The organism is Nocardia vermiculata NBRC 100427, from assembly GCF_001613265.1.
GTDB classification, from domain to species: domain Bacteria; phylum Actinomycetota; class Actinomycetes; order Mycobacteriales; family Mycobacteriaceae; genus Nocardia; species Nocardia vermiculata.
This window is the reverse complement of record NZ_BDCA01000039.1, coordinates 1-13176: the sequence shown is the minus strand read 5'-3', so window position 1 is coordinate 13176 and position 13176 is coordinate 1. Positions and strand designations below refer to the sequence as shown.

Below are 13176 nucleotides of genomic sequence, written 5' to 3'. Positions count from 1 at the left end.
GTTTTTCGGCAAGCGAGATCTGGGCCGTGTATCCGAAATTCGGATACACGGCCCGGATATTTTGCGTGAGACAGCTCTGCAAATTACCAGCTGTTGGCCAGTATTGCGTACTGCGCGGCGGCCCTTTGTTGTGCATCTGCAATTTGAGGGCCTGATACGCGCGCTACATACTGACGGTAGCGTACTACGCAACGGTAGCGGTGGTCAGTGAATATTTCTTTGCTCATGTCTGCTTCGTCGCAGAACGAATCAGGAACACCCTTCGGAGGCGCTATCGGTTGCTTGACCTGCTGTCGAAATTTTTCGACGACTGCGTCGGCGCCTGCGTTATCGCTCGACCTCCATAGGGTCGTCCCATCGACCACCCGTGTGCCGACGGCATCGACATGGCCTTCTTCGATCAATTTCTCCCCGAACGGTCCAGTCATATTGATTGCACCGTGCCCGGTCAGTGAGGCGTCAACCGAGAGGGAAGGCCCATCGAGGAGGTAATCCGGCGCAAAGGCGATGCGATGCACGCCCTCGGGATCGTGTGGTAGGTGAAGGATTTCTCGCTTCGACAAAGCTGGCAGTTTCTCCAACATCGGTACCTGGACGTCGAATATGCGCTGCAACTGTGCCTTCAAATCCGGCAGGTTCGCTTTCGGCGCTCGGGTGAAAACTCGTAAAACGTAGCTGCCTACCGTCAATCTGGAACCGATGGTTCTGATTCCGGGGCGCCAATGCGTCAATGCCTCCGGGTACTTCTCGAGTTGCACCTTTTCGTTCTGGTCTCCGGCGATCGAGAAGTCGGCCGCTTCCAGCGCGGAATTGGCTGTTTGTGCAGCGTCGGGCGTCGGAAACTGGTATATGGTTAATCCAACAAATTTGTCGCCGTCCTGAGGGTCTGACGACTCGTTTTGCTTCTTGCCGGCTTCGACGCCGTATAGCATTTCGTTGTTCTTCAGGATATCTCTGAAATTTGTCGGTAGACCTTCGGACTCGAATTTGTCGTACGGATCCGTAATTTCTGATGCGGTGTTGTAGGTCAAGCTCGGGTCGATCTCGGTGCCGTTGGCAACGTGGTTCAGAAGCCGCATTGCCGCCAATTGTTTCGTTATTTCAAGACTCGGTGTCGGATCAAAGTGCATGTACGCCGGATCCGACGAGTATCCTCCAGTGTCGAGCTTACGTACATCGATTTCTGCTGCTGTCGGCGATCCAGTAATCGAGGAACCACAGGACGATAATGTAAACGTTGCAACGAGCGCGATCGAAGCACATCCGATCATTCTGACAGTCTGCATTGCCGCCCCCTACTTGCTGTTTGCCAATATCGAGTACTGCGCTGAGATGCGTTGATGTGCGTCTCGAATCTGCCCGGACCATTCGCTTGCCACGTATCGTTCGAACTGTACGTGACAGTAGAATCTGATCCGGTCGCGTGGACCCTTGTACTGTAAACACTTGGCGTTCGGAAGATTCGTCGGAGGATCGACACTGTGCCAGAACTTGTCGGAGCGTCTCTCGGCCTGGAAGATACGCTGCGCAGCTCCGGAGTCTGTGGCTCGGACAAGTTTTCCGGCGCCGAGTACGACCCGATCTACTCCGTTGGCTCTGTACAGTTGGGCAATTTCCTTCGGATTGTCGGCAAGATGAAGTGCACCGTGGAGGTCGAAGCCTCCTGGTATATTTTCGAACGAGTCCCCGAGTGGGCGTTCGAGGGATAACCCTCTGATGTTGTCCGGGTCTACCGGAGTCGCCATCAGTCGGTCGACAGGTGTAGGTGTGAATTCCTGCAATGATTCGACCGTCGCGGCTATAGATTTTTGAGACAGTGTCGTGAGAAAAGGTAGGTCTGAAATCCCGAGTTCTGCGTTTTCGTTGTGCTCCACTATTGTGATCAACACGTACTGACCGCTGGCCTTCCAGCTGATCAATGACTGAGTCTCCGGCTGCCATTTCGCATAAGCGTCAGGGTATTCCGGTAAGGACGAACCCTCGGTCGGTCCGGCGCCGTACAGTTCTGCCTTCGACAGCGCTGCCGCAGCATGCTCGGCCGATTCATTGTCGGGAAATATCAGTGTCGAATTGACGAGTTCATACGAAAATATTCTCTCCTCGTCAGACCGGCCGATCGTCGAGAACCCTGCGATAAAGTCTTTGGCTGCATCATTGAAAGTTTCCTCGTGTAGCCAGTGAAAGATTGGACTGAGGTGGAATTGACCCACTTCGAGGAAAGAATGGGTGGTGCCGGCTTCGCCGACGGTGAGCATTGGATCCACCTCGTATGGCAACGGCATTGCGCTCGCCAAGCGGTTGGCTTCCATGAAGCGTGCGGCAGGCATGTTCTTGGGCAGGCCCATATCGACCGGTTCGGTGCGGTAGGCGCCGACATCGAGTTCAGACAGCTCGACAACAGGTTCGGCCGCCACGGCGGAACCTGCGGGATCGGCCCCGCAAGCAGCAGTTACGGCGATCAGGCCCACTGCAGCGACGATCTTGGTTGCCGTTATTATCGGGCTCAATGTCCCCCCTCGTTATTCTCGCTTCAGTTTCTGTGCCGGGAGACTCTCCGTCGAAGTCTCAAGGTTACTTCACCTGATTACGGAGAATTGGCACAATTTTTTCCAGTAGCGTCTTCTCCGACCCTCCCGACCAGTTCCGCATCGCGGAAACCGTGCTCGGGTCGTCGACCGGAATGACGGTGGCTCGTGAACCGGTGATGCCGTATGGCAGCCCGAGAAGACCCCCGCCACCTGCTTCCGGGTCGCTTCGCATTGCGAGAATGTAGCCGTCAGAAGACACGTTCAGATCTTGGAATCGATCGGTGACAGGCCGAGGCGAGGGCTCGTCACCGTTCCTGGGATAGCTGAGGTTGTAGACGAATCCGAGATCTTCCAAGAACTTCGTCTGAGGTGTACCGCTCAGGAAGATTCCGTAGGTTCGCTCGTCGGTGACATTGAGCATCGTGATGGTCTTGCCCGCGAACTGCGGATTCGCCTCCCGCGCCTGCGCCGCGGACGTGTAAGCCGCGGGAGCAGCGGACGTTCCGGCTGCTGCCGCAGTGGTCGACGGGGGTGCCTGTGGGGTACCTCCCCCGCTGGTGGCCCAGACGCCCACACCGACCGCGAGTGCAACGGCAACCACCACTCCGACCCCACCCAGGACGAATGGCTTGCGGCTCTTGGGTTTCGACTCGAGAAGCCGGGAGATGTCGGCGTCGGAGGAGGTGGGGCGGGGGATCTGGTTGCGGGGGTCGGTGGTGGGGCGGTATTCGCCTGTTGCGCGGGGGTCGGACTGGGGGCTGGGGTTGAATACCTGAACCGGGTAGGTCGGGGAGGTGTTGGTACGGATGGGGTTGTGGCCCGGGGTGAGGGCGTTTGCTGCGGCGTCGGTGAACTCGCGGCAGCTGGCGAAGCGTTCGGCGGGGTTCTTGGCCAGAACTCGGGCGAAGACATGATCGATCGCCGGGGGGAGGCCGGGGTTCGCGGCGGTGGCGCGGGGTGGGGGCTCGTAGAGGTGGCCCATCATCACCATGGCCGGTTGGGTTGCGGGGTAGGGGTTTTGGCCGGTGATCAGTTTGTAGAGGGCACAGCCCAGGCTGTAGATATCGCCGCGATTGTCGACCGACAGGCCTTGGAGCTGTTCGGGGGGTGCGTAGGCGATGGTGGCGACGAAACTGCCGGTCTGGGTGAGTTCGGTGGCGTCGTCGTCGGATTTGGCCACGCCGAAGTCGGCGAGCAGGACGCGTTCTTCGTCGTCGCCCTTGTCCTGGGTCGACATCAGGAAGTTCGCCGGTTTGATGTCGCGGTGCAACAGGCCGCGGCGGTGCGCGTAGTCCAGGCCCTTACCGACCTCGGTGATGATGCGCAGGGCGCGCAGCGGTGTCATCGCGTGGCGGTCGCGGGCCAGTTCCGCCGAGGCGTCGGTGCCGTCGACGTACTGCATGGCGATCCACAGCTGGCCGTTCTCTTCGCCGCGGTTATAGACCGACACGATGTTCGGATGGTCCAGGCCTGCTACCAGATTCGCCTCGCGCTCGAAGCGCCCGCGGAATTCCGCGTTGGAGGACAGCTCGCTGCTGAGCACCTTGATGGCATCCATACGCGGCAGGCTCGGGTGTTTACCGAGGTAAACGGTGCCCATGCCGCCGGCGCCGAGCACGCGGACGATGCGGTACCCACCGACGATGGTGCCGGGACTCATCACCATCAGTAACTAACTCCTGATTGTTCGGGGGGCCGCGTACTGCCGCGGAGCTTACTGGACGGTTCGGTAGTGGGTCGACTCACGGCAACCACTGGCTGTTGGCGAAAAGTGCGTACTGCGCTGCCGCCCGTTGATGCACGTCGACCAGCTGATTCGACGTCACATAGCCGACGTAGTTGCGGTAGGAGACGAGACAGACGTACCGCTTCGGAGCCTCGTGGTAATAGATGGGATCCTTGGCCGTGTTCTCGACGCACGCCGAGTCCGGCACCTTCGGGACGCTGTCTGCGGGTGCGCCCGCGGCGCCGCGCAGCAGGATGCGGCCGGTTACCGCCCGCTTCGCCGCAGCGGCGTCGGCGGTGCGCACGACCAGCGCATCGGAGGTTTTGGCGAATCCTTCGCCCTGCAGATCTGCCACATTCTTCGCGCCGATCTTGCGGTCGGGCAGATAGTGGAGGAAGCCGCGGGCACCGAAGATGCCGTTGTCGTCTTCGTACTGTGGACGACCGGTTTGCATCGTGTTCAGCGCGCGGCTCAGCAGATAATCGGGGTCCCAGGGCAACTGGACGGTTTGCTCGTCGGTGACGGTCTCGAGCCCGTCGAGGACCGGGAGTTCCTTGTCGAAGGCCTGCTCGGTCAGGGTGGTCAGCGCATCCAGGTCGGTGCCGGGGGTGATGGCCAGTATCGACACGACATAGGAACCGTGCGCGAGAAAGGAACGCAACGCGTGACCGCCGGGCTGCCAATGGGCTTGTGCCGAAGTGTGTTTCGTGAGTTCGACGGCCTTGTTCTTGTCCTTGAAGGTGTCGAAGTCGGTGGTGTAGATGTCGCCTGCCGCGCGGGTCGCGCTGTCGGCGTCGTTGTATGCGAGCACGGTGATCGCGAGGGTGGTGGCATCGGATTTCGAGGTTGTCGAGGGTTCGGGCCAGCCGCTGTTCTTCCAGCCGGCGTCGGCAGTACTTCCCGCCGTCGTGAATCCGTACACCGTGTGGTTGCGTTTGAGGGTCTCACCCATCGCCGTGGCGCCGCCGAGGGCGTCCGGCGGGCTGCCGGGGGTGAACGACCCTGATTTCGCATACTTGGTCAGGTGCGGGTCTACCTGGTCCGGGGTGATCACGTAATCCGCCATCCGCATGCCCGCCGCGTAGGGGGCATAGGTGAATCCCGGCCTCTGATCGACATGGATATCGAGCGGTCGGACCTCGTACGGCCCCACATCGAGGGTGCGTACATCGACTTCGGCGGGTCCGGCCCAGCCACCGAGCGTCGACGCGCAGCCGGTGAGCGCGAACAGGGCGGTCAGGCAGGCGGCAGCCGACCCGGTGCGAAACAGTCGAGTCCTCATTCCTTGTCCGCCTTCACGAAGATGGCGTACTGAGCCGAAATGCGTTGTTGCGCATCGAGTAGCTGTTCAGCAGCGGATTGTCCGACATATCTGCCCTGGTTCACGGCGCAATAGAAGCGGATGGCCTGCTGTACCGGTCCGGTGTATTCCCGGCACTGCGCGATCGGCAGGTTTTTCGGCGCCGCAGCGGGTTTGAACTTCTTGGCGGAACCGGCCAGTTCCTCGACCGCATCCTTCGCTGCCGCGGCATCTCTGGTGCGGATGACCAGGTTGCCGTAGTCGGCGAACCTGTCCACCCCGACGGCCTCCCACCATTTGCGGGTATCCGCCGGATCCGAATCGAAGGCGAGGCCCTGCAACCCCGTGTACACCCCCGGCGGGTTGAGCCATTCCCCCTGCGCCGCCTGCGGCCGGACCATGGTGCGGCCCAGCATTCCGTCGATATCCACCGGCTGATCCATCAGCTTGTCCGGAGGGGTGGGGGTGAACTTCGTGACCGCGGGGACGACCTTGTCCAGGCTGCGGGTGGCACGGGCGACCAGATCGGGCAGATCGACCTTGTTGAAATAGCTCTTTGCCTGGTCGTATATCGATGTGTAGAGCACCAGCCGGCCCACCGGGTACCAGACGTCGATCACCTGCTGGGTCGGAACCCAGTGAGCGTGGGCCTGGGGATAGTTGGGGATGGCTACGGCCTGCATCTGCGGGTCGGTGGTGAAATCGCGTCGCTCCAGCGCCGCGGCGACCTCGGTGGCACGCTGCTCGCTGGGGAAGATCATCGCGGCATTGACCAGTTCGATCCCGTAGTTGTCCGGGTCGTTCTTGCCGTAGTTGACGAAACCGCTGATCAGGTCCGGGGCATCCTCGGCGAAGTGGCCGAGGTCGGCGAAGTCCCGCAGCAGCGATTCCTTCGGATCGATGAAGGTCAGCGTTTGGAGCATGCCGTTGTAGACGAAGGCCGGGTCGATGTCCATCGGCAGCGGCATGTAGTTGCCCAGCCGCTCGGCCTCGAAAATCGCCGCCTGTTCCGGATTCTTGGGTTTGCCCATATCTCGCGGGGTCGGATCGTACGGACCGAAGTCCAACGCCCCCGGATCGATCGTCGGCTCATCCACCGGTGCGGGCGCTGGTTCCGAACCGCCGCACCCCGTCACGGTCAGCGCGACCGCTGCGATGGCAGCCGTCAGCAAACGCACGGATCCTCGCATGTTTCCCCTCCCGAAGGCTCGGCGCCGGTGGGCACACTTGCCTACTCCATCGACGCTGCGAAGAAAGATAACACCACCCGTCACCGCCGCGGGCGTGTCATGCTCCGGTCCGCAGGTCCGCGACGAACTGCTCACATTCGGACGCCATCGAATCCCAGCTATCGGCCGGGTACTGGCAGCCGACACTGACCTGCAGGCCGGGATCCACCAGAACCTGCCACCGCACCACGGTGCCGTCGCCCGGAACCTCCTGGTAGGACAGACCCGGCCGCCCACCGAAAACGACGTCGCGCTGTAGTGCACCGACCGTGCCGCCCGGGTGCGCGGCGATCTGTGCCTCCAGCGCGCCGGCGACTTCCTCGAGGCCGGAGCCTTCGGACAGTGGTTTCTGCACCAGGGAGATGCGTTCGCGCGCACCGTTGTCCGGGGAGATGTCGACCCGGGAGTCGGACCGGTCGGTGACGTGCCAGCCGGCGGGGAGCTGGGCTCGTACCCGGCCGAAGGTCTCGGTGAGGAGTGGGCTCGCGGTAGGGGAGGACGGCGCCGCGGTGGGTTCGGCCGTCGTGGTGTGGTCGCCGGATCGGGTGAGCACGACCGTCACCGCCACCGCCGCGACGATCACCGCGATCAGTGCGGCGGACGCGAGATACCGCGCGGTCCGCCGCTGCGGAGGGGGCTGGACGGTGGCCGCGTGCTCGTGCAGTGATCCCGTCCACCGGTGCTGGGGAGCATCGAGCGCATGCCCGGTGACCGGCTGGTTCGCGCCGCCCTGGACGAGTTCCACACCCGACATCGCCCGCACGTCTACCCCGAAGGTGCGACGACGGGTCAGTTCGGCGCGGATCTCGTCGACGAGTGCGGGTTCGGGTGCGCCGACAACCACCACATAGCTGGCTTTCCGACCACCGAGTAGTCGATCGATGACGTCGACGACGGCGCCGACCCCACGCCCCTCGGCCAGATCCGCGGTGCCGAGGGTGGGCTCGTATTCGCAGGAATCGATCCAGGTCCGGTTGCCCGAGCGGCCGGCGAGGGTCACGGTGGTGGTGAGCGGATTCAGTTCGACCACGGCGATGCGTTGCTGCTGCGATGTGCTGGCGGAAAGATTCGCCACCCGTAGCGCCAACGGTTCGACGACGATGTCGCCGACCAATCGGCGTGCACCGGCTTCGAGTGCGGCCCGGCGGCGCGTACCCCATTCGGACGGGCCGACCACGGTGAGCCGCTCGCACGGGCCGGGTAACCGCAGGTAGGTCAGGGCAGTGCCGAAGATCGCGGCGAACGCGTCGGCGACGGTCGGAAGTACGGGAGCGAAGGCGATACGGTCGGCGTCGGCGAGTCGCACCGCCGAGACCGCGGGATACGGCGGTTGCAGTGGTTCGCCGGCGATCAGGCTCGAACCGTCGCTGGCGGGTACCACCGACGGCGCACCGTCCCAGTGTGTGGATTCGCTTCGGGCCCACAATCGGCTGTCGGTCAGGACCAGATCGACCGTGGACATCAGTCGCGGATCCGGATTTTCACGGTGAACGGCACGGCCTCCCCTTCCAGGCTGGATCTCGCGGCATGTTACTCCAGCCGCGTGGAGCGCCGGCCCGCGCGTCAGAAGATGTTGGCCAGCAACGCATACGCCGCGGCGACACGGTGATTCATATCGCCGCGGTCATCGGCGTTCACGACCTGCACGTACTCGCGATACGGGACATAGCACCGAAACCTGCTGTCGCTGTTCGTATCTCCGGAACTATTGCGGGCCAGGCATTTCGCGCCGGGGACCGGTGCCGACGCCTCGGTCGGGTCGTACTGCGGACCGGAGGTGGTGATCAGGCCGTCGATCAGCCGGGCACCGGCCTCGCTGTCGCGTACCCGCAGTACCGAACTGTCGTCGGCGATCGCGAGCGAGTTCAGGCCGGTCTCGTCCACCAGTTGGCGGCGTTGTGCTTCGTCGGCCGCGATGTGCACGAATGCCGGCGGGGCGTAGGTCGCGAAGTCGGTCTGATCGGGCACGCGGTTCGTGCGATCGCGGACGACGGCGCGGGCTAGCAGCCCGTCGGGATCCACCGGCAGCCGGCCGAGATCGCGCTGTGGGGTCGGCTGGAACGTGTCCAGCGCGGCAACCTGGGCATCCAGCGTTTTGCGTACCCAGGTCAGCAGGTCGTCCGGCTCGGATTTCGGGCGCTGGATGAACAGTGAGATCACGAACTGCTTGTAGGGCATGAAGGCGCCGACGGTGGGGACGCCCGGCCGGTAGTGGACGAGTGCTTCCGGGTGTTCGGGCAGGGTGAGCTTCCGGTTGAGGTCCGGCGCCACCGCGAAGTCGACATCCTCGAGTTGCTGTGCCGCCCGTGCGGCCTTCGTCTCGTCCGGGAAGCGCATCACCAGATCGGTCACCGTGGTGGCCTGCGCGGCACCCTCGCCGTCGGTGGGCCGGTCCGAGCCGGCCGCGACGTAGCCGACGATCATCTCGTTGTCGTCGAGCGCGGGTTTGGACACACCGGCCAGCAGGCGCCGGGTCGCCTCGGCGCTGTCCTCGACGACGCGTCCGCCCGCCCCGACGGTCAGCGACGGATCGATATCCACACTCGGCACCACCGCCGCCGACATTCGCATGCCCTCTACCAGCGCGCCTTTGTCGCCGGCAGTGGTGTCGTAGCTGTGCCGGTCCACCGGGTAGGGGCCGACGTCGAGCGTGCGTACATCGATCTCGGCGGCGGTCGGAGTCCCCTCCACACCGCAGCCGGACAGCAGACCGATCAGCGCGGCACAGGTACAAACCAGAGATATACGAGATGTGCGGCGCATCGCCGACCCCCTTCGATCCGGTGATTCGTCCGGTCCTCGGATACCGAAATTACCGGACCGCACCGACGCCCGGGGCCCATGCGGCACGATTGCCTTAACCTTGACCGTGTGGTTACCGCGGCGCTGATTCTGCTCGGAGGCCGGTTCTGTTGATGGATCGGCAGGTCGAGGTTGTCGCGGGTAACCATGTCGTCGTACGGGTAGCGGGGGCATTGGTCGTGGTCGCGCACCGCGAACGCGGGCGGGTAGGTCCGGACGCACCGGCGATGCGGGCGGCCGAAGCCGTCGCGCAACTGGTGTCCGAAGCCGCCGACACCACGCCGACCGGGCCGGGCCGGATGATCGCCCGCGAGGCCACACGATGGCTGATGCAGGAGGCCGAGCAGATCGACGGTAGCCCGATCGACCTGGGCATTCTCTCGCGCTCGGATACCGGTGGGATCGCGATCTTCCTGCACGGCGCAGTCACCGCGGTGCTGGCGGGCGCCCGCGGTGTGGAGTATTACCGCGGGGTCGACGCCGCATTCACCGTCGACCGTTTCACCGAACCACCGGCCCGGGCGGTGGCCGTCTTCATCGACGACGAGCGTGGGCGAATTCCGGAACTGCCCGAGCGTGGTATCGGATCGCTGGTGGAGGGGGTAGCGGCCGCCGCCGGAGCGGTGGTCTGGTTCGAAGGCGAGCGCAGCCGGGCCCGCAATCGGGCCGTGCGTACCGGGCCCGCCGGTGCGCATCGGCGCGCGGAGCTACCGCCGACCTCGCAGTTGGACGCCCAGCGCCCGGAACCGCAACTACCGTCGCCGGATACCGGTGCTGGTCGTCGCGCCGAGGCCGCCGGGGGTCCTGCGGACGATCCGCGCCGCAACCGGGAGCAGCCGCCCGATGCCGCACGCCCGGCCGAACAAGCGGACGATCCCCGTCTCGCCCAGACCCAGCTGCGCGCTGCGACCCCCGGTTCCGGCGGGCCGGCGCAGCAGCCTCGGCCCGACCAGGAGCTGCCCCCGGCCACCGATGCCCGCCCGAGCGAGGCCATGGCCGACCCGCGGCGGGCGCAGACGCAGCTGCGCGGGACGCCCACCTCGCCCGAAGCGGCGGCCGCCGAAGCCGCGCCGGATCCGCGCGGCGCGCAGCCCCAGCGGCGCGGAACCAATCCTGCGCCCGGTCCCGACCCGGAGCTGGAACGCCGGATGGAGGCGACTGCTCGCGCGACCTCGCTGACGGTGCGGGTGATGGGATTCAAATGCGCGCGCGCCCATCCCAGCGATCCGCGTTCGGCGTTCTGCACGGTGTGCGGGATGCCGGTCGATCAGACCCAGCCGCCGACGGAGGTCGCCAGGCCGCCACTGGGCATGCTGGTTCTCGACGACGGTATGACCTATCTGCTGGCCTCCGATGCCGTGATCGGCCGGGACCCGGAGAATTCCGATGCCGCCCAGCGTGGTCTGCTCCCGGTCAAGATCGAGGATTCCTCGGGCGGAATGTCGCGGGCACACGCCGAGATTCGGCTGCTGAACTGGGATATCACGGTGGTCGACCGCGGTTCGACCAATGGCACCCGGGCCCGGCCTCCGGGATATCGCGAGTGGATTCGGCTGCAGCCCAACCAGCCGATGGTGCTGGTGCAAGGTTCGGAGATCATGCTCGGCAACCGGGTGTTGCGGTTGGACCCGGCGGCACCGCCACCGTTCGGCTGAGCGCTCGGCCCCGCAGGTCAGGAGTAACGCGACTCGCAGGTCTGCTGAGTACCGAGGACCCCGGCGCGGAATGCGTCGACGCGGGAGAATCCGCTGGGCACCGTTTTGCCTTCCACATCGCTGGCGGCCAATCCGTCGCTGAGCAGCCCGGATACCGCCTTGTCGAGATCACCGGGCGAGAGCGCGATATCGCCGTCCTGGGCACCGCGATTCGGGTCCGCGAGTTTCGCGGTGATGACTCCGGACAGACAGGCGGCCCGCAACCCGGTCTTCGCACCGGTCAGCTGCTGGCGAGCGCCGCGTTGGACCGCGAGCGTATAGCGGGAGACGAACACGACATACGCGTTGTAGTCCCCACCGACCCGGGTCGGAAAGCCCTCCTGATCATCGGTATTCGCGGCACCACGCTGAATCAGCGCGGGGATGTCGGTCCCGATGGTGTTGGTCGCCGGACAGTAGGTGACCGGAACGGTGTCGGCGCCGTTGCGGCAGTGCAGCAGGGCGCCGTGATAGTCGTAGCTCGGCTCGGAGGGAATCGGCATGATCGCCGCCATCGCCTTGCTCAGTTCTTTCAGACTGTCCTTGGTGATCGCCAGCTCCCCGCGGTTGACGTCGTCGCCGAAGGACTGGGGAAGGTTCTTGCGGCGGGACTCGATGTCCTTCATATCGATGGCCTTGCACCCTTTGGGGCCGTCGGTGAAGCCGATCTGGACGGCGGTGACGCGCTCGAATGCCGAGCCGTGCACCGATTCGGGGTCCTCGGGGTCGGCATCCCGGATCGCGACGGTCGCGGCCAGTACATTGTTGAGGCCGTCGGAAGTGTTGATGGTGAAATGCTCGGCCTTGTCCTCGGCGACGTGGCGCATGAACGCACCGGCGAAGCAGTCGGCCTGTTGCTCCTTGACGATGACCGGGTCCTCGCCGGATACGAGGTGTGACATGGTCTGCACGGCGTGGCCGTATTCGTGGGCCAGCACCATGACCACCGCCATCTTGCCGAAGCTGTCCTGCATGGAGGGCAACAGCACGCCGCGATCCCAGCCGACGGAGTTGTCCAGCCGGCAGTAGGCGGCATTGACCAGCTGATAGGTGGTGTCGTCGCAGAACCGGGTGCCGCGCGAGCGGGGCGCCTTCGCGTCCCAGGAGTAGAACTTGGTGACCGGCTTGAACTCGCCGTCGAATTCGGTGTGGTACTCCTCGCGCCAAAAGCTCTGGATATCGGCAATGGCGTTGAGCGCCATGGTGTCCACGAGCCCCTTGTCACCACCGGTGGCGGCGAGCTGTGCATCGGTAGCGCCCGGACGGGGACCGCTCGGGCCACTGGTGCTGGGCAGCCCGGCGACCTGGAACGGATTGTCGTAGATGGATACGGCATGACCACTCGTGGTCATCGCGCATCCGGCGAGCAGACCGATTGCCAGCACCAGCGCGGCAAGCGCCGCCACCGGGCGTTTCGCCATGTCCCCATTCCTCCCCGGGCAGGTTTTCGGTCGGTTGCCGGTGCGGTCGGCGGCCCGGGCGCTCGCCCCCCACCGATGTCGCGGCCATCGCATAGTATCCGGCACATGTCATTACCGGGGGCGCAGAAGATCACCGTGCGCCATGAGGGAACCGATCGGATCTTCGAAACCACACAGCAGGTGACTCTGGGGCGAGCACCCGAGGTGACGGTTTTCGTCGATGATCCGCTGGTCTCTCGTGTGCACGCGACACTTGTCTGGCAGGGGAGCGCCTGGGTGCTCTCCGACAACGGCAGTACCAACGGGGTTTTCGTGGACGCGCAGCGGCTCACGAAACCGGTGCCGGTCGATCGGCCGATGCTGGTCCGGCTCGGTGACGGGGTCACCGGGCCGGTGGTGCACCTGGTGCCGGAGATCAGGTTCCGGCAGTCGCCGCCACCGGCGCGGCCGCAGTCGCCGAACCCCGCGGGCCCGCC

Annotated in this window: 10 protein-coding genes; 2 read left to right on the top strand and 8 right to left on the bottom strand. The window is 64.7% G+C overall.

Annotated features, from left to right (window positions below):
• Positions 1-83 precede the first annotated feature (83 nt).
• The 7 genes from NV2_RS27720 to NV2_RS27690 form a co-directional block, all read right to left on the bottom strand.
• Entirely contained in the window at positions 84-1286 is a 1203-nt protein-coding gene (locus NV2_RS27720; RefSeq protein ID WP_157103128.1) for a DUF7373 family lipoprotein, read from the bottom strand.
• Between the two features lie 9 nt (positions 1287-1295).
• Positions 1296-2468 carry a DUF7373 family lipoprotein gene (locus NV2_RS27715; protein WP_157103127.1) on the bottom strand — a complete coding sequence of 391 codons (1173 nt, stop codon included), beginning with the start codon at positions 2466-2468 and terminating at the stop codon, positions 1296-1298.
• Between the two features lie 103 nt (positions 2469-2571).
• Positions 2572-4194 carry a serine/threonine-protein kinase gene (locus tag NV2_RS27710; protein WP_067880872.1) on the bottom strand — a complete coding sequence of 541 codons (1623 nt, stop codon included), beginning with the start codon at positions 4192-4194 and terminating at the stop codon, positions 2572-2574.
• A gap of 76 nt (positions 4195-4270) precedes the next feature.
• Positions 4271-5536, bottom strand: a complete 1266-nt coding sequence (locus NV2_RS27705) for a DUF7373 family lipoprotein (RefSeq protein WP_067880869.1) — start codon at positions 5534-5536, stop codon at positions 4271-4273.
• Entirely contained in the window at positions 5533-6732 is a 1200-nt protein-coding gene (locus NV2_RS27700; protein WP_157103126.1) for a DUF7373 family lipoprotein, read from the bottom strand. The genes NV2_RS27705 and NV2_RS27700 overlap by 4 nt, the downstream gene beginning before the upstream one ends.
• A 109-nt stretch (positions 6733-6841) precedes the next feature.
• The gene (locus NV2_RS27695) at positions 6842-8245 is read right to left on the bottom strand and encodes a type VII secretion-associated protein (RefSeq protein WP_067880863.1); all 1404 of its coding nucleotides are present in this window, start codon (positions 8243-8245) and stop codon (positions 6842-6844) included.
• A gap of 101 nt (positions 8246-8346) precedes the next feature.
• Positions 8347-9546, bottom strand: coding sequence for a DUF7373 family lipoprotein (locus tag NV2_RS27690; RefSeq protein WP_067880860.1), 1200 nt, complete (start codon positions 9544-9546; stop codon positions 8347-8349).
• 152 nt (positions 9547-9698) lie between these two features.
• Between NV2_RS27690 and NV2_RS27685 the strand changes: the two genes are divergently transcribed.
• Positions 9699-11240 carry an FHA domain-containing protein gene (locus NV2_RS27685; protein ID WP_067880857.1) on the top strand — a complete coding sequence of 514 codons (1542 nt, stop codon included), beginning with the start codon at positions 9699-9701 and terminating at the stop codon, positions 11238-11240.
• 17 nt (positions 11241-11257) lie between these two features.
• Here NV2_RS27685 and NV2_RS27680 read toward each other — a convergent pair whose 3' ends face one another.
• The gene (locus NV2_RS27680) at positions 11258-12700 is read right to left on the bottom strand and encodes a neutral zinc metallopeptidase (protein WP_067880854.1); all 1443 of its coding nucleotides are present in this window, start codon (positions 12698-12700) and stop codon (positions 11258-11260) included.
• Positions 12701-12805: 105 nt separating this feature from the next.
• On the opposite strand from NV2_RS27680, the gene NV2_RS27675 reads away from it, so the two are divergent.
• Positions 12806-13176 (top strand): FHA domain-containing protein (locus NV2_RS27675; RefSeq protein WP_157103125.1); only part of this gene is annotated, 371 nt, incomplete at its 3' end.

Coding starts and splice junctions, on each gene's coding strand:
- NV2_RS27720 (WP_157103128.1), bottom strand. CDS start 1,286: ATGCAGACTGTCAGAATGATCGGATGTGCTTCGATCGCGCTCGTTGCA.
- NV2_RS27710 (WP_067880872.1), bottom strand. CDS start 4,194: ATGGTGATGAGTCCCGGCACCATCGTCGGTGGGTACCGCATCGTCCGC.
- NV2_RS27705 (WP_067880869.1), bottom strand. CDS start 5,536: ATGAGGACTCGACTGTTTCGCACCGGGTCGGCTGCCGCCTGCCTGACC.
- NV2_RS27695 (WP_067880863.1), bottom strand. CDS start 8,245: ATGTCCACGGTCGATCTGGTCCTGACCGACAGCCGATTGTGGGCCCGA.
- NV2_RS27690 (WP_067880860.1), bottom strand. CDS start 9,546: ATGCGCCGCACATCTCGTATATCTCTGGTTTGTACCTGTGCCGCGCTG.
- NV2_RS27685 (WP_067880857.1), top strand. CDS start 9,699: ATGGATCGGCAGGTCGAGGTTGTCGCGGGTAACCATGTCGTCGTACGG.
- NV2_RS27680 (WP_067880854.1), bottom strand. CDS start 12,700: ATGGCGAAACGCCCGGTGGCGGCGCTTGCCGCGCTGGTGCTGGCAATC.